Genomic DNA, 15474 nt, shown 5'->3' with positions numbered 1-15474 from the left:
CCACATGGCATTTGCCGCGTCAACAGGCCTTGATGGCCTCGCGGGCCAGTTCCTGCTGCCGCGGCGTGCCGATCCGGTCGGCCCACTGTTCGGCGAGCTGGAACTCCACCATCGCCTCGGTGCACCGGCCGGCGTCATGCAGCGTCCAGCCGAGGTTGTTGTGCAGCGAAACCACCCACCGTTTGGTCCGCTCATCGTGGACCGTGGAGGCGTACTCCAGCGCGCTTCTGGTCCAGGTCTCGGCGTGGGCGGAGTCGGCGATGGCGAGCATGTGCAGCGCGTCAACGGCCAGGAATTCCTCGACCAGGTAGTCAGCAAGTTCGGCCGCCTGTTCAAACAGCGGCACGGCCATCTCGGGGTGGCCGCTGGAATTGAGCACCCGGCCGCGTTCCAGCAGCACCCTGACGGCCACGGTGGGCTCGTCGGCATCGACCGCATCCAGCAGGGCGTCGGCTTCCTCGTAGCGGCCCTGTAGCCCGATGGCCCGTCCCAGCTGCGTGGTGAGCTCGGCACGTTCGTCGGCGTCGTAGCGTTCATCTGCGGCCGCCGCCCGGAACCGGGCTTCGGACCCGGCGGGGTCGTCGAAGTTCCACAATTGGTCAAGGGTTTTCTGTTCCAGCATCCTTCGGCTCCTGATCAGCTTTCACCTGCGGCCAGTTCGTGTGCACTCCCAATGTAGCGGGAAGTGACATGCCGTTGTGCCCGTCCCGTGAGGGCGCGGCCGGTCGCGTAGAACCAGTTGGACGGCCGGCTGAAGGCCGTGATTTTCAGGAACACCCGCCCGGCGGCGTCGATCTCCACTTCGAAGGCCTCCTCGCCCCGCACGGGATGACCGGGCAGTGTGCCGTACCCGAACCCGGCTCGTTGCGGCCCGTCGCCGGGCACGGGCCGGCGCACCCACACCACCTCGCAGGGCACGTTGATCCGGAAGGGTCCGACGCCGAATCCGCTCACCACGCGCGCGCCGGGCACGACGGCGTCGGAGTCGGTGTGGACGCGCAGCCCGGAGCGTTTCTGCAGCTGCCAGGTCAGAATCCCCTGCGCCACCCTCCGGTACAAAGCCGGGCCGTCGCCGAGGTATGCCCGGGACACCAGGCAGGGAAAGCCCGCCGGCGCCTGGCCGTGCTCAGTGGAGCCAATGCCCGGATAGTTCAGCCCGTCCCGCGCGCCGGCACCGGGATCACCGCTCATGCGTCCTCGCCCCTGGCGAGTCCCGCCCAGCCCAGCTGTTCCCGCTGCTTCCGGCTGAACGAGGCGACCACCAGGTCGTACGAATCCTCCACCATGTCCCGGATCATGTCGTCCGGCAACGATCCGTCCAGCCGGACCCCGTTCCAGTGCGTCTTGTTCATATGCCAGGCGCCGGTGATTTCCGGATGGATGGCCCGCAGCTGTTCGGCCAGGGCCGGCTCGCATTTGAGGCTGACGGACCAGTCGGCCGGGTCCATGGCCGACGCCGCGAACATCTTGGCGTCCTGCCTCGTGCCGCCGGCTATCCGTGCCCGCACCTTGAAAACCGATGTCTCCGGCCCGAAGGGAAAGTCCTCAAACGCACCGGGGAAGCTCAGGCAGATCTCGCGGAGGGTGGCAACGTCCATGGCACGAGCCTATCCGGCTGCGGCCTGCCCGGCTGCGCGGGCTATCCGGCTGCGGCCTGCCTCACCCTGCCTGCGCGGCGGTGCGGGCGTCGCCGATGCTGTGCAGTCCTTCCGGAGTCGTGCCGTTGACTTCGTAGTCGCCCACGGTGCGGGCCTTGAACACGGCGGGGTTGTGGGTGGAAACGGTCCGGGCGTTGCGCCAGTGCCGGTCCAGCGATTTCGACTTCGACGTGGCGGATGCCCCGGTGATGTCGAAGAGCTGCTGGGCCGCGGACTGGACGAGTTCCGGCACCAGCAGCTGCGCCTTTTCCACCGCGATCTCGCCGCGGACGTAGCGTTGTTCCGGGGTGAGGTCCAGGTTCTGGTCCGCGCCGGCGTCGAGCTCCCGGGCGGCGGCCAGCACCACGGATTCCGCCGCGAAGACCTTGGCCGAGAGCTGGCCGACGAGCTGCAGGATCAGCGGGTCGTGGCGGAACAGTTCGCCGGAGCCGGTGTTGAAGGTGCGCTTGCGGTCGCGGACCAGCGCCCTCGCGTCGGCCAGCGCCGCCCGGCCGATGCCCGCCAGGACGGCGAGCAGGACCAGCTGGAAGAAGGCCGGCTCGTGCGTGGTGGATTCCGAACGCCGGATGATGTTGGTGTCCGGCACCACGGCGTCCCGGAAAATCGTGGTGCCGGTGCCGGTCAGCTGCTGGCCGAACCCGTCCCAGTCGTCGATTATTTCCACTCCGGGCTGGGTGGTGCTGACCACGGCGTACTGGCGGCCCTCCACGCCTTCGGTGCTGGCCATGACGGCAATCCACTCGGCGAAGATGGTGCCGGTGGTGTAGTACTTCCTGCCGTTCAGGAGCCAGTCCCCGCCGTGGCGCGTCAGCTTGGTTCCGGTGGTGCCGAGGACATTGCCGGATTTCTCCGTGGCGGCGTTTCCAAAGATCTCGCCGGCCACCACTTTCGGGTACCAGCGGTTCCGGAAGCCCTCGGATTCCAGGCCGACGGTTTCCACGAACGCGAAGTGCGAGCGGTAGAGGTGGGCCACGGAGGAATCCGCCTCGGCGAGTTCGATGAGCAGCCGGAAGAAGGGCTCGAAGCCGATGCCGTCGCCGCCGTGTTCCGTGGGCACCCGCAGCCGGCCGAAGCCTTCCTCGTTCAGCCAGCGGACCTGTTCGAAGGGCAGGACCCGGTCCTGTTCGCGGGCCAGCGCGCCCTCCGCGATCCGGGCAAAGACGGGCCGGAAACGCCGCGCCAACCTCTCGTAGGCGGCTTCGGCCGACGGCGCCTCGATGTAGGCGGCTTCGGCCGACGGTGCTGGTGGTGCTGAGTGTGCTGCGGGGGCTGTGGTCTCTGCTGAGTAGGACATGCGTTCCCTTGGTTGCTGGTGGCCGGGCTAGAGCTTGGCGGCGTCGGCGGCGGGGTCCTGGTCCCAGGGGGTGGGCAGGATGCCCTTCTGGTAGCTGGCAAACCAGGCCTTGACCTCCGGGGACTGGAAGGCGGCCTTGAGGGCCGCGGCCTTCTCCGACCCGGCAAAATCCTTCCGCCCGGCAACCACGATCCGGAACGGGACCTGATCCGCATCCGTTTCGAAGGCCAGTGCGTCGTCCTTGCTGTGCCCGGCATCGGCGGCCATCCGGGCGACCAGGAAGCCTGCATCGACATCGGGAAGGGTCTTGGCGAGCGACTGCTGGTCCACTTCCACGAACTGCAGCTTCTTCGGGTTGGCCGTGATGTTCTTTTGCGAGGTGTGGATCACGGTGGCGTCGGAGAGCTCCAGCAGCCCGGCGTCGCGCAGCATGAACAGGGCACGGCCGTTGTTCGCCGGGTCCACGGGAATGCCGATCTTGGCGCCGTCCGGGAGCTCGTTCAGGGACTTGTACTTGTCAGACCAGATGCCGCCCGGGGCGCTGTAGACGTAGAACAGTCCCACGTTCTCCAGGCCCTTGTCCTGGTTGAACTGTTTCAGGTAGGCGTTGTGCTGGAAGAAGTTGGCGTCGAATTCGCCGTTGGCCACGGCCAGGTTGGGCTGGATGATGTCCGTGACGTACGTGGGCTCCAGGGCCCAGCCCTGGGCCGCGAGCAGCTTCTGGGCCAGCTTGGTCGGTTCCTGGTACGGGGCGGACTCGGTGACGATAATCTTGATCGTCTTGCCGCCGCTGGCGCCGGCACCGCCGGGGTTGGTGAGGCCGCAGCCGGTCAGTGCCGCGGCGGAGACCGCACCGGCGCCGGCGAGGGCATATTTGAGGAAATTTCTACGCTGCATGGTCTTGGTCCTTTGTGGTGGTTCGCGCTGAGCTATGACTGGGCGGTAACGCTGGCGGGCTGGTTTTCGGCCGCCGCGGAGAATTCGGTGAAGGCTCCCCGGAAGGCCGCGGCGGGGTGGCGTCCGTTGAGCCGCGGCCCGGCGCCGAAGAGCTTCTCGCGCAGGGTTCCCGGCGCGTAGCCGGTCTGGGCGAGGCCGCGGCTGCGCAGTTCCGGCAGCACCCCGTCGATGAAGTCGGTGTAGGAGCCGGGGATGGTCTGGTTGATGATGTTGATGCCGTCGATTCCGGCGTCCTGCCACTGCTCGAGACGGTCGGCAATCTGGTCCGGCGTTCCCACCACCCGGTTGGCCCGGCTGCGGTAGAGCGCAATGTCGCGGAGGGTGGGGTTGCCGCCGCGGACGGAGGCGCGGATGGCCGTGAGATGTCCCTGGCTGCCTTCCGTTTCAAGGTCCCCGAGCGGGGTGTCCAGCGGCAGGCCGCCGAGGTCGACGCCGAACCCGCCGCCCACGTGGGCCAGCAGGGCCTCAATGTCCAGGCTGTCCTCGAGCTCATCGGCCTTGCGGTGCGCCTCGGCTTCGGTGCCGCCCACCACGAAGTGCATGCCCTGGAGGAACTTCACGTCATCCGGATGGCGGCCGGCGGCAACGGCCTGTTCCCGGACTGCCGCGGTGTACTTCGCGGCCACCTCGGTGCTCGGCGCGAGGGTGAAGGTGGCCTCGGCGTTGGCGGCGCAGAACTGCTGGCCGCGGCCGGAGCTCCCGGCCTGGAAAAGCACCGGGGTGCGTTGCGGCGAAGGGGCCGCGAGGTGGGGTCCGTCGATCGAGTACCGGGGTCCGCGGTGGTAGATCTTGCTGACTTTCTCCGGGTCCGCGTGGACTCCGGTCGCCTGGTCCCGGAGCAGCGCGTCGTCCTCCCAGGATCCTTCCCACAATTTGTAGGCGGCCTCGACGTATTCGTCCGCCCAGTCGTAGCGTTCGTCATGCCTGGTCAGCTCGGTGGCGTTGAAGTTCCGGTGCGCGTTTTCCAGCACGCTGGTGACGATGTTCCAGGCCACCCGGCCGTCGCTGATGTGATCCAGGGTGGACATCTGCCGGGCGAACTGGAACGGGTGGCTCTGAATCACCGACGACGTCGCGGCCAGTCCGATCTCCCGCGTTCCGGTCGCGAGCGCGGAGAGCAGGATAAGGGGGTCGTTGGACGGCACCTGCAGGCCCTTTTTCAGCAGCGATGCCCACCCGCCGTCGTAGTCGCCGTAGAGACCGACGACGTCGGCGAAGAAGATCGCGTCAAACTTGGCGTCTTCGAGCTGGCGGGCCAGGTCGATCCAGAGCTGGAGTTCGTTGAACCGGTGCTGCTGGGCTTCCGGGCGCCGCCACTGGCCGCCCATGATGTGGCTGGACGTGTTCATCACGAAGGCGCTGATCAGCAGGCGGGGGCGGGGTCCGTCGAAACGGGTACTGGGTGTTGAAGTCATGGGGTGCTTTCCGCTGTGGGAGGTGGGACGATGGTGCTGCCGGCGCTCAGAGGCGCTTGTCCAGGCGCCGGGCAACATAGGATCCGCCCAGCTGAACGATGGTGACCAGCAGGATCATCAGGACTATGGCGGTGATCATGAGCGGTGTCTCGTAGCGGTAATAGCCGTACCGGATGGCGAAGTCGCCGATTCCGCCGCCGCCCACCAGGCCGGCCATCGCCGAGTAGGAGATGAAGCTGACGGTCATGATGGTGATGGAGCTGACGAGTCCGGGCTTCGCCTCCACAATCAGGACGTCCCGGACGATCTGGGACCGGCTGGCGCCCATGGACCGTGCCGCTTCGACCACTCCGCCGCCGAGCTGGCTCAGGTTCTGTTCCACGAAGCGGGCGAAATACGGAATGGCGTTGAGGGTCAGCGGGACAATGACGGCGGCCGTGCCGATGGTCGTGCCGACAATGAACCTAGTCACGGGAATGATTGCGATCAGCAGGATCAGGAACGGGAACGAGCGGAGCAGGTTGACCAGCCCGTCCAGGACCCGGTGCAGCTTTGGCCTGTGCTTGAGCCCGTTGGGACCGATGGTGTAGAGCAGGACACCCAGCGGTGTCCCGAGCAGCACCGCCAGCGGGATGGCCACCAGCAGCATGGTGAGGGTCTGCCCCATGGCGACGCCGATTTCGGGCAGGACTTCCAGGATGCGGTCAAACATTGATCAGGCCCTCCGACGCGGCTGTGGTGTGGGCGCCCCTCCCGGAGCGGTCCAGCTGGATCTCATCGGAGACCAGGTAGCGGCCGATCGACGTCGCCGGGTGGAAGCCGGGGCGTTGGAGTTCGGCGAGGTCGAACTGCTCCACGACCCGGCCTTCTTCCATGACCGCGACGTTGTCCGCGATGGCCTTGATGACATTCATCTCGTGGGTGACCACCACGATTGTGATGCCGAATTCGGCGTTGACGTCGGCCAGGTACTGCAGGACCGATGACGTCGTCCGGGGATCCACGGCCGACGTCGGCTCGTCGCAGAGCAGCACTTTGGGCCCGGTGGCGAGGGCGCGGGCGATCGCCACCCGCTGTTTCTGGCCCCCGGAGAGTTTGGCCGGATACGTTCCCGCTTTGTCGGCGAGGTCCACGATTTCCAGGGTTTCGGCGGCCCGCCGCCGGCGTTCCGCCTTCCCCACGCCGGCGAACTTCAGGGACAGCTCCACATTTTCCTGGGCTGTGAGGTTGTTGAGGAGATTGAAGTGCTGGAAAATCATGCCGATGTCGTGCCGCTTGGTCCGCAGCTCGGCGTCGGACAGGGTCACCAGGTCCACGCCGTCCACCAGGACGCGGCCCGACGTCGGGCGCTCGAGGAGGTTGATGTTGCGCAGCAGCGTGGATTTGCCGGCGCCGGAGAACCCGATGATGCCCTGGATGGTGCCCCGCCTGATGTGCAGGCTGACGTCATCGACGGCCGTGAAAGGTCCCGCGGCCGAGGCGAATGACGTGCTGACGTTCTGGATCTCGATCACAGGCCCCCACCTGCTCGGGGCCGCGGCGCTGCCGCTGTCTGCGTGTTCATGATTTCCTCCGGGCTCGCCCGAGGAAAGCCCTGGGTCCTGGCTTCCGGGCAGCGCTGAGCGAAGCCGGGGAGCCTCAGAACACAGTGGTTCTCCATCGGTCCTGGCGGTAGCACCGTCCTCAAAGGAGGGGGTTGCTGCGGCGTCACGGAGCCAGATCTCTCAGCCGCTCGGGATGGTTACGAGTCCATCTCACACGGCATGAGGCCGGATACGGAAAAAGCCGGTCACATTTTGTAACCGACTCTTCCCGATCTGTTGATCGTCATTCCCGGGCCGTCAGATGCCCACGCGCCAGCCTTCGCGGGCGGGGCACGCGTTCACGACGACGTCCAGCCCGGCGGCCTTCGCGCGGTCCGTCGCGGCGTCATCGAAGACGCCCAGCTGCAGCCAGACGGCCTTGGCACCTACCGCGATGGCCTCGTCTATGACTGCGCCCACCCTGTGGGAGTTGACGAAGCAGTCCACGACGTCGATCGGGTGCTTCTCCGCCGGGATGTCCGTCAGGGAACGGTACCCCTTCTCGCCGTGGACGTCGTCGCCGGGCAGGTTGACCGGGATGATTTCCATGCCCATCCGGTCCCGGACATAGAGGGAGACCTCATACGCCGAGCGCCATTCGTTGGTGGTGAGGCCGACCACCGCCCACGTGCCTTTGGTTCGCATGAGGCGGTCAATGACTGCCGGATCGTTAACATGGGCCATGCATCAACCATACTCCTGCGACCTTTCCGGACAATTGTCGAATAAATGAATGATTTGGGCCGGACGCATGCCGGGTGAACGAATATTACGGCGCTCCCGCACGCCGATTTTGCGGAATCGTGCATCTGAAGTTCTAGTAGGTAGTGACCATCCCGAGCGGCCGAGAGACCTGGATCGATGACGCCGCAGCAACCCCCCGGTGACGTGAGACGACCATTCCCACGCAACCGCTCCGCCCTCCTTCGGTGATATTCGAGGGCGCCGGAGCAACCAAGGGGTGCTACTGCCAGGACCGATGGAGTGCAGCAATGACCCCTGAGAATTCTTCCGCTCTGCCCACCTTTGCCCGGACTGCGTCCGAGGCATTCCCACAAACCACTTCGGACGCGACGGCGAACGAAGCAGGGCTGCGTGACGCGCCCGGCTCCTCTCGCGGCTCTTCGGGATGGTCCCTGAACGAGCCCACGGACGGCGCAGTGCACGGCGTCCCCGCCGACGGGCCGGCGCGTCACCGCAGCACCACCTCCGGAGACCACCCTCCCCGGCACGGCGCCGCCGCGACCGCGGGTACTGTCCAGGCAGAGACGGTTGCGTTCTGGGAAACCCAGGCTCTCCGCCTCGACTGGGCGGACCTGCCTGGCGGCGCAACGGAGCAAACCAAGCCCTGGCACACCGCGCACCGCCGGGTCCCTGCCGACGTCGTGGCCGGCACCGGACCGCAGATCACCTGGTTCGAAGGGGGCAGGCTCAATGTCGCCTACAACTGCGTCGACCGCCACGTAGCGGCGGGGCGTGGAGACAAGGTGGCCCTGCACTTTGAGGGCGAGCCCGGCGACCGCCGCGCCGTCACCTACGCCGAACTCCAGCGCGAGGTTTCCAAAGCCGCCAATGCCCTCCTGGATCTCGGTATCACCAAGGGCGACCGGGTGGTCATCTACCTCCCCGTCATCCCCGAAACCGTGATCATCACCCTCGCAGTGGCCCGGATCGGCGCGATCCATTCCCTGGTCTTCGGCGGGTTCTCCGCCGAGGCCCTGAAGTTCCGGGTGGAGGACACCGGCGCCAAGCTCCTGGTCACCACCGACGGCCAGTTCCGCCGCGGCACCGCCGTGCCGGTCAAGGACAACGCGGACGCCGCCGTCGCCGGCGACAACGCCATCGAACACGTCCTGGTGGTCAACCGGACCACTCTCGCGGACGAGCTGGACACCGTCCCGATGACCGCCGGCCGCGACGTGTGGTGGCACGACGCCGTCGGGCGGGCCTCCGAGACTCACGAAGCCGAGGCGTTCGACGCCGAGACGCCGCTGTTCATCATGTACACCTCCGGCACCACCGGCAAGCCCAAGGGCCTGGTCCACACCTCCGGCGGGTACCTCACACAGGCGTCATGGAGCTTCGAGCACCTGTTCAGCAACCCCGACCCTGCGCTGCGGGAGAAGGACGTGCACTGGTGCACGGCCGACCTCGCCTGGGTCACCGCGCACACCTACGAGCTCTACGGCCCGCTCTCCAACGGCGCCACGCAGGTCATCTTCGAGGGCACGCCCAACACCCCGCACCCGGGCCGGCACTTTGAGATCATCGAACGGTACGGGGTCACGCAGTATTACACCGCGCCCACCCTGGTCCGCTCCCTCATGGGCTGGTTCCCGGACGGCGTCCCGGACACGTACGACCTCTCCTCCATCCGTCTCCTCGGCACGGTGGGCGAGGCCATCAACCCCGAGGCCTGGCGCTGGTTCCGGACCAATATCGGCGCCAGCACCGCCCCCGTGGTGGACACGTGGTGGCAGTCCGAAACCGGCGCCACCATCCTCTCCCCGGCACCGACGGACGCCGCGTTCAAGCCCGGCTGCGCGGCCCGCCCGCTGCCCGGCGTCAGCACGCGCATCGTGGACGACGCCGGCAATACGGTGCCGCCCGGCGTCCAGGGTTTCATCGTGGTGGACTCCCCCGGCCCGGCGATCGCCCGGACGGTCTGGGGCAACCCGCGCCGCTACTTCGATTCGTACTGGCGCCAATACGCCGAGCAGGGCTGGTTCCTCGCCGGTGACGGCGCCAAGTATGACGACGACGGCGACATCTGGATCCTCGGGCGGGTGGACGACACCCTCAACGTCTCCGGACACCTGCTCTCCACCATCGAGGTCGAATCGGCGCTCGTCACCCACCCGGACGTGGTGGAGGCCGGCGTCTGCCCGGTCGCGGACCCAAAGACCGGCCACGCGATCGTCGCGTTCGTGGTGCTGAAGGATTCGGCGGCCACCCCCGACATCCAGGGTGTGCTGAAGGCGCACGTCGCGAAGCAGATCGGGCCGATCGCCAAGCCGCGGGACGTCGTCGTCGTTCCCGACGTGCCGAAAACCCGCAGCGGCAAGATCATGCGCCGGCTGCTGACCCAGCTGTTCGAAGGCACAACGCTCGGCGACACCACCTCGCTGCAGAACGAACCATCCATCGCGGGCATCCAGGATGTGCTGCGCGACCGCGCCGCGGAATTCCTGGCAACAGCAAGCCCCACCCGGAAGTAAAGGAACACCCATGACTGAGATCAGCAACGTCGCCCGTCTTTCCGAACCGCTCAAGTTCGCCTACTGGGTCCCCAACGTCTCCGGCGGCCTGGTGGTGTCCACCATCGAACAGCGCACCGGCTGGGACTTCGAATACAACAAGAAGCTGGCCAGGATCGCGGAGAACTCCGGCTTCGAATACGCCCTGACCCAGACCCGGTACGCCGCCTCCTACGGCGCGGACAAGCAGCACGAGGCCACCTCGTTCAGCCTGGCGCTGCTGGCCGCCACCGAGCGCCTCAAGGTGATCTCCGCCGTCCATCCGGGCATGTGGCACCCCGGCGTGCTGGCGAAGTACATCATCACCGCGGACCACATCTCCAACGGCCGCGCCGCCGTAAACATCGTCTCCGGCTGGCTCAAGGACGAATTCACCAACTTCGGCCTCGAATGGCTCGAACACGACGAGCGCTACGTCCGCACCGAGGAATTCATCAAGGTCCTCCGCGGGCTCTGGACCGAGCAGGACTACAGCCAGTCCGGCAAGTACTACAACATCACCGACTTCACCCTGAACCCGGCACCGGTGGACGTGCCGGGCCGGGCGCACCCGGAGATCTTCTTCGGCGGCAACTCCACGGCCGCGCAGGCCACCGCCGGACGGGTGGCTGACTGGTACTTCTCCAACGGCAAGGACCTCGACGGGTTCAAGGAGAACATCGCCGGTGTGGTGGCGGCGTCAGGTGCCGCCGGTCGCGGCCCGGAAGGTGCCCTCCCCTCCCCCAAGTTTGGCCTGAACGGCTTCGTGATCGCCCGGGATTCCGAGAAAGAAGCCCGCGACACCCTCCGCGAGATCGTCGAGAAGGCGCACAAGCCCGCCGTGGAGGGGTTCCGCGCCGCCGTCCAGGAAGCCGGGGCGTCCACCAAGGACGGCAAGGGCATGTGGGCCGACTCGAGCTTCGAGGACCTGGTCCAGTACAACGACGGCTTCAAGACGCAGCTGATCGGCACCCCGGAGCAGATCGCCGAGCGGATCGTGGCGTACAAGAAGATCGGCGTGAACCTGTTCCTGACCGGCTACCTGCACTTCCAGGAGGAAGCCGCCGCGTTCGGCCAGGACATCCTGCCCATCGTCCGCGAACTCGAGGCCGACCTCGCCCGGAAGAACGGCACCGAACTGGACCTGTCCCGGACCCCGGCGGCAAACGCCGGCACTACCAGCAAGCTGGTGAACGCGTAATGGCTGACCGCAAGTTCGGATTCCGCACCCGTGCGCTGCACGCCGGCGGCACCCCCGACGCCGAGCACGGCGCCCGCGCCGTGCCGATCTACCAGACCACCTCCTTCGTGTTCAAGGACACCCAGGACGCCGCGAACCTCTTCGCGCTGCAGAAATACGGCAACATCTATTCCCGGATCGGCAACCCCACCGTGGCCGCGTTCGAGGAGCGCATCGCCTCCCTGGAGGGCGGAATCGGCGCCGTGGCGACGTCGTCGGGCATGGCGGCGGAGTTCATCACCTTTGCCGCGCTGACCCAGGCCGGGGACCACATCGTGGCCGCCTCCCAGCTCTACGGCGGCACGGTGACCCAGCTGGACGTCACGCTGCGCCGCTTCGGCGTGGACACCACATTCGTCGCCGGCACCGACCCGGCGGTCTACGCCGCCGCAGTCCGGGAAAACACGAAGGCGATCTTCGTGGAAGTGGTGGCCAACCCGTCCTCGGAAGTCCAGGACCTTGCGGCACTCGCGAAGGTGGCGCACGACGCCGGCGTCCCGCTCGTCGTCGACGCCACCTTGAGCACGCCCTACCTCGTGCGGCCGATCGAGCACGGGGCGGACATCGTGATCCACTCCGCCACCAAGTTCCTCGGCGGCCACGGCACCACCCTCGGCGGCGTGATCGTCGAAAGCGGCCGCTTCGACTGGGGCAACGGCAACTTCCCGACCATGACCGAGCCCGTGGCCTCCTACGGCAACGTCTCCTGGTGGGGGAACTTCGGCGAGTACGGGTTCCTCACCAAGCTGCGCTGCGAACAGCTGCGCGACATCGGACCCGCACTGTCCCCGCAGTCGGCGTTCCAGCTGCTGCAGGGCGTGGAAACGCTCCCCCAGCGCCTCGACGAGCACCTGAAGAACGCCCAGGCTGTGGCCGAATGGCTGGAAGCGGACGAGCGCGTGGCCTACGTGAACTTCTCCGGCCTGCCCTCGCACCCGCACTTCGAGCGGGCGCAGAAATACCTGCCGCTGGGTCCGGGCTCGGTGTTCTCCTTCGGCGTCAAGGGCGGCCGGGCCGCGGGGCAGAAGTTCATCGAGTCCCTGCAGCTGGCCTCGCACCTGGCCAATGTGGGCGACTCCCGGACCCTGGTCATCCACCCCGGGTCCACCACCCACCAGCAACTGAGCCCCGAACAGCTCGAGTCGGCAGGTGTCCCCGAGGACCTTGTCCGCATCTCCGTGGGCCTCGAGGACATCGATGACATCCTCTGGGACCTGGACCAGGCGCTGGACGCCGCCTCGGAAGCAGCAGCCCCGGATGCATCCCCAGAGGCTGAAGCCTGCACGATCGGAGCGAACTGATGAGTGTTGAAGAACGGACCTGGACCGGCCCCTCGGCGCCGGAGCGCCTGAACCTGCTGCGGCAGGCGAAGTCGATCGCGATTGTGGGCGCTTCCGACAAGCCTTCGCGCGCGAGCTATTTCGTGGCCACCTATCTGCAGTCCTCCACCCGGTACAAGGTCTATTTCGTGAACCCGGTGGTGAAGGAAATCCTGGGTCAGCCGACGTATGCGTCGCTCGCGGACCTCCCGGAAAGCCCGGACATTGTGGACGTGTTCCGCAAGCACGGCGACTTGCCCGGCGTCCTGGACGAGGCCATCGCCGCCGGCGCCAAGACCCTCTGGCTGCAGCTGGGCTCCTGGCACGAGGACGTTGCCAAGGAGGCCGAGGCCGCCGGACTCGACGTCGTGATGGACCGCTGCGTGAAGATCGAGCATGCCCGGTTCCACGGCGGCCTGCACCTGGCCGGATTCAACACCGGCGTCATCTCTTCGAAGCGGCAGGTCCTGGCCTAACTCCAGCCGCCGCCAACCCACCTGCCACTCAACCCGTTGCGCTATCACTTTGGGTCATTCTGAGCGTTCAGAACCGCCCTAAGTGATAGCGCAACCGGGTTAACAAAGGAATTTAAGGGCGGCTTATGGCTGGCCGGGGGCCTTGGTCGGAACGACGCCCGGCAGGGTTGGCGTGATGTGGCCCGGAACGCGCGGCAGATCCTTGCCTGCGTTTCCGCCGCCGCCCGGAAGGTCGGGTGATCCGGGCAGCCCAGGCGCCCCGGGCCGCTGCCCGGGGGTCGGCAGGATGCCGTCGCGGCCGACAGCGGGAGGCGTGGCGGGGGGCGCGTGTCCGGCCGCTGGGGCGCCCGGGGTGCTGGAGGTGGTGGGCGTCGATGCTCCGGACGGGTCAGCACCCGGTGTTCCGGGCGTGCCGTGACCCGGCGTCGCGGCGGGCGCGGGAAGGGCCGGGACTGAGGACGGCGACGGCTGGACATGCTCGGGGGCCGGTGTACCGTGGCCCGGAGTCTGGAAGATGACCCCGACGGTGTGGCTGACGCTGTGCCGGAAGTCCTCGCTGGATGCCGCCACGGCGCCGGCACCAAGGGTCATGGCACCCACGACGGCGCCACCGACGATTGCCAGCCGGCGCTTCCGGCCGCGGCGCTCGGCCAGGCTGGTGACCCCGGCCGGCAGCGATTCATCGGCGTCATTCTTCGCGGACGCGACGGTGGGCAGCGCCGTCGTCGTGGCTGCGTCAGGGGCGGCGGCAAGACCGGCTGCCCCGGCTGTCCCGGCCGCGAGCAGGGCCGCGAGGTCGGCGCGGGGCGCGGGAGCCGCATCCGGGACCACAGCGCGGAGCTGTTCCAGCGCGGTCCGAAGCTCGGCCGCGGATTCGAGGCCGGAGTCGCCCAGCATCGCCTGGATGGTGCCATCCTGCTGGGGGTCGCGGGTGCCGGTCATGATGCTGCGTGGTCCTTTTCGGTTACGAGCTCGCGCAGGGCACTGAGCCCGCGGCGCTGAAGCTGCTTGATGGCACCCGGCGTCTTGTCCATGATGCCGGCCACCTGTTCGATGGAAAGGTCCGCGACGATCCGCAGGACCAGAACTTCGCGCTGCTCCTCATTGAGCCTCGCGAGAGTGTCCGAGATACCGCCCAGAGATCCGAGCACTTCGTCCTCGGCGGATGCCGAGTACCTGGCGTCGTTCAGGGGATCGTATTCGGCCAAATGCGGAGTGCGTTCTGCCCGCCGCCTGTAGTCGACCAGCCGCGCGTGGGCGACGGAGAAAATGAAGGTCCTTAGACCTGCGTGGCCGCCGCAGACGCCGGCCAGCTTTGGCAGGACGTCCACGAACACATCCTGGGTCAGGGCCTCGGCGTCGTCCACGCCCCGGGCCCGGAAGTAGCCCAACACGGCCGGGGAAATAACCGTGTACACCGCGCTGAAACCTGAAGGGTCACCAGCTAAGGCGGCTGACAATTCGTCATCGCTTAGCTGCTGTGCCAAGAGGCTGTCCTTCCGTTACTGCTGGGGTGCGGCCCCCGCAAGTCTAGCGGCCGCACCCCTGAGCCCTCCAAAGTAAGGGCTCCCTCCTTGCTTTCAGACCCATGCCGGGTCCAGGCCGAACAGCCGGAATTTACTTGTCGTGCTGGGGCAGCTCGACGGACGGCTGGGCCGGAACAGCCGGGGTTGCCGGAATAGCAGGGGTTGCCGGAACGCCCTTGGCACCGGGGACGGCCGGTGTCGCCGGGGTCGCCGGAACTGCGGCGTGGATGTTGGCGTTGGCGCGTGCCTCACCGGCAGCACCCTTGACGCTGGCGTCGCCCTTGACGGTGGCTCCGTCCTTTTCGTCGGCGGAGCCGTCGACGGCACCTTCGGTGCCGTCGACGTCGGCTTCGGCGTCGCCCTTGGCCTTGCCGTCAGTCGACGGCGCGGCCGGAACTGCGGGGACGGCCGGCTTTGCCGGGAGCGTAGGCGTGGCCGGGACAGCCGGTGTGGCGGGCGTAGCGTGGCTCACTTCAGCCTGCTCGGTGCTGGACATCTGAGCGGCATTGGCCAGTCCGATGCCGGAGAAACCTCCGACTGCCAGAATGGCGGCGCCGACAGCGATCTTGGTGGTCTTGCTAACACTCTTCATTACAGACGTACATCCTTTGTTTTTTGGTTTGAAGGCGGGCTGAGGCCTCACGGGGGCAGTTGACAGCCCACTCTCGCCAGAAAAGGCTGGCCGGCGCCCATGGGGGCAGGCGCCGGCCGGCACTTACGGTGGAAGGCCAGCCGGTGTCTGGTGGGGGGTCCAAGACTCCGGAGGCGCT

16 protein-coding genes and 1 riboswitch are annotated in these 15474 nt (G+C 67.4%); of the genes, 4 read left to right on the top strand and 12 right to left on the bottom strand.

Annotation, left to right across the window (positions count from 1 at the left end; genetic code table 11):
- Positions 1–19: 19 nt before the first annotated feature.
- The 9 genes from ARTB_RS16085 to ARTB_RS16045 form a co-directional block, all read right to left on the bottom strand.
- On the bottom strand, positions 20–622 hold the full coding sequence (locus tag ARTB_RS16085; RefSeq protein ID WP_243181450.1) for a hypothetical protein: 603 nt from the start codon (positions 620–622) through the stop codon (positions 20–22).
- Positions 623–636: 14 nt separating this feature from the next.
- Positions 637–1191, bottom strand: a complete 555-nt coding sequence (locus tag ARTB_RS16080) for a DUF1990 family protein (protein ID WP_243181449.1) — start codon at positions 1189–1191, stop codon at positions 637–639.
- Complete coding sequence (locus ARTB_RS16075; protein WP_243181448.1) at positions 1188–1598, bottom strand: MmcQ/YjbR family DNA-binding protein; 411 nt, start codon at positions 1596–1598, stop codon at positions 1188–1190. Before ARTB_RS16075 ends, ARTB_RS16080 begins: the two co-directional genes overlap by 4 nt.
- 61 nt (positions 1599–1659) lie before the next feature.
- Entirely contained in the window at positions 1660–2952 is a 1293-nt protein-coding gene (locus tag ARTB_RS16070) for an acyl-CoA dehydrogenase family protein (RefSeq protein ID WP_243181447.1), read from the bottom strand.
- A 27-nt stretch (positions 2953–2979) separates the two neighbouring features.
- Entirely contained in the window at positions 2980–3849 is an 870-nt protein-coding gene (locus ARTB_RS16065; RefSeq protein ID WP_243181446.1) for a MetQ/NlpA family ABC transporter substrate-binding protein, read from the bottom strand.
- A gap of 32 nt (positions 3850–3881) precedes the next feature.
- Entirely contained in the window at positions 3882–5324 is a 1443-nt protein-coding gene (locus ARTB_RS16060) for an LLM class flavin-dependent oxidoreductase (protein ID WP_243181445.1), read from the bottom strand.
- A 46-nt stretch (positions 5325–5370) separates the two neighbouring features.
- Positions 5371–6036: a methionine ABC transporter permease gene (locus ARTB_RS16055; RefSeq protein WP_018776122.1), complete on the bottom strand. Its 666-nt coding sequence runs from the start codon at positions 6034–6036 to the stop codon at positions 5371–5373.
- Positions 6029–6838, bottom strand: a complete 810-nt coding sequence (locus tag ARTB_RS16050) for a methionine ABC transporter ATP-binding protein (RefSeq protein WP_308197249.1) — start codon at positions 6836–6838, stop codon at positions 6029–6031. Before ARTB_RS16050 ends, ARTB_RS16055 begins: the two co-directional genes overlap by 8 nt.
- Positions 6839–6977: 139 nt before the next feature.
- Positions 6978–7068: riboswitch (SAM riboswitch) on the bottom strand.
- Between the two features lie 97 nt (positions 7069–7165).
- Positions 7166–7591, bottom strand: coding sequence for a CoA-binding protein (locus ARTB_RS16045; protein WP_028277991.1), 426 nt, complete (start codon positions 7589–7591; stop codon positions 7166–7168).
- A gap of 308 nt (positions 7592–7899) precedes the next feature.
- On the opposite strand from ARTB_RS16045, the gene acs reads away from it, so the two are divergent.
- The 4 genes from acs to ARTB_RS16025 are packed head-to-tail and all read left to right on the top strand — an operon-like array spanning position 7900 to position 13178.
- A complete protein-coding gene (gene acs, locus ARTB_RS16040; protein ID WP_243181444.1) occupies positions 7900–10125 on the top strand; it encodes an acetate--CoA ligase in 2226 nt (741 codons plus the stop codon).
- A gap of 10 nt (positions 10126–10135) precedes the next feature.
- On the top strand, positions 10136–11344 hold the full coding sequence (sfnG, locus tag ARTB_RS16035) for a dimethylsulfone monooxygenase SfnG (RefSeq protein WP_243181443.1): 1209 nt from the start codon (positions 10136–10138) through the stop codon (positions 11342–11344).
- Positions 11344–12684 (top strand): O-acetylhomoserine aminocarboxypropyltransferase/cysteine synthase family protein, encoded by a 1341-nt coding sequence (locus ARTB_RS16030; RefSeq protein ID WP_243181442.1) that lies wholly within the window; start codon positions 11344–11346, stop codon positions 12682–12684. Before sfnG ends, ARTB_RS16030 begins: the two co-directional genes overlap by 1 nt.
- Positions 12684–13178 carry a CoA-binding protein gene (locus ARTB_RS16025; protein WP_243181441.1) on the top strand — a complete coding sequence of 165 codons (495 nt, stop codon included), beginning with the start codon at positions 12684–12686 and terminating at the stop codon, positions 13176–13178. Before ARTB_RS16030 ends, ARTB_RS16025 begins: the two co-directional genes overlap by 1 nt.
- A gap of 123 nt (positions 13179–13301) precedes the next feature.
- Here ARTB_RS16025 and ARTB_RS16020 read toward each other — a convergent pair whose 3' ends face one another.
- From ARTB_RS16020 to ARTB_RS16010, 3 genes are all read right to left on the bottom strand, one after another.
- Positions 13302–14120, bottom strand: coding sequence for a hypothetical protein (locus ARTB_RS16020; protein WP_243181440.1), 819 nt, complete (start codon positions 14118–14120; stop codon positions 13302–13304).
- On the bottom strand, positions 14117–14665 hold the full coding sequence (locus tag ARTB_RS16015) for an RNA polymerase sigma factor (RefSeq protein WP_243181439.1): 549 nt from the start codon (positions 14663–14665) through the stop codon (positions 14117–14119). Before ARTB_RS16015 ends, ARTB_RS16020 begins: the two co-directional genes overlap by 4 nt.
- A 130-nt stretch (positions 14666–14795) precedes the next feature.
- Entirely contained in the window at positions 14796–15296 is a 501-nt protein-coding gene (locus ARTB_RS16010; RefSeq protein WP_243181438.1) for a hypothetical protein, read from the bottom strand.
- Positions 15297–15474 lie beyond the last annotated feature (178 nt).

Source organism: Arthrobacter humicola (genome assembly GCF_022803015.1).
Lineage (GTDB): Bacteria > Actinomycetota > Actinomycetes > Actinomycetales > Micrococcaceae > Arthrobacter > Arthrobacter humicola_A.
This window is presented reverse-complemented; position numbering and strand designations above follow the sequence as displayed.

Bases quoted from the DNA above. Each gene is read 5' to 3' on its own strand.
- ARTB_RS16075 (WP_243181448.1), bottom strand. From the start codon at position 1,598: ATGGACGTTGCCACCCTCCGCGAGATCTGCCTGAGCTTCCCCGGTGCG.
- ARTB_RS16080 (WP_243181449.1), bottom strand. From the start codon at position 1,191: ATGAGCGGTGATCCCGGTGCCGGCGCGCGGGACGGGCTGAACTATCCG.
- ARTB_RS16025 (WP_243181441.1), top strand. From the start codon at position 12,684: ATGAGTGTTGAAGAACGGACCTGGACCGGCCCCTCGGCGCCGGAGCGC.
- ARTB_RS16010 (WP_243181438.1), bottom strand. From the start codon at position 15,296: ATGAAGAGTGTTAGCAAGACCACCAAGATCGCTGTCGGCGCCGCCATT.
- ARTB_RS16060 (WP_243181445.1), bottom strand. From the start codon at position 5,324: ATGACTTCAACACCCAGTACCCGTTTCGACGGACCCCGCCCCCGCCTG.
- ARTB_RS16065 (WP_243181446.1), bottom strand. From the start codon at position 3,849: ATGCAGCGTAGAAATTTCCTCAAATATGCCCTCGCCGGCGCCGGTGCG.
- ARTB_RS16085 (WP_243181450.1), bottom strand. From the start codon at position 622: ATGCTGGAACAGAAAACCCTTGACCAATTGTGGAACTTCGACGACCCC.
- sfnG (WP_243181443.1), top strand. From the start codon at position 10,136: ATGACTGAGATCAGCAACGTCGCCCGTCTTTCCGAACCGCTCAAGTTC.
- ARTB_RS16045 (WP_028277991.1), bottom strand. From the start codon at position 7,591: ATGGCCCATGTTAACGATCCGGCAGTCATTGACCGCCTCATGCGAACC.
- ARTB_RS16020 (WP_243181440.1), bottom strand. From the start codon at position 14,120: ATGACCGGCACCCGCGACCCCCAGCAGGATGGCACCATCCAGGCGATG.
- ARTB_RS16070 (WP_243181447.1), bottom strand. From the start codon at position 2,952: ATGTCCTACTCAGCAGAGACCACAGCCCCCGCAGCACACTCAGCACCA.
- ARTB_RS16055 (WP_018776122.1), bottom strand. From the start codon at position 6,036: ATGTTTGACCGCATCCTGGAAGTCCTGCCCGAAATCGGCGTCGCCATG.
- acs (WP_243181444.1), top strand. From the start codon at position 7,900: ATGACCCCTGAGAATTCTTCCGCTCTGCCCACCTTTGCCCGGACTGCG.
- ARTB_RS16030 (WP_243181442.1), top strand. From the start codon at position 11,344: ATGGCTGACCGCAAGTTCGGATTCCGCACCCGTGCGCTGCACGCCGGC.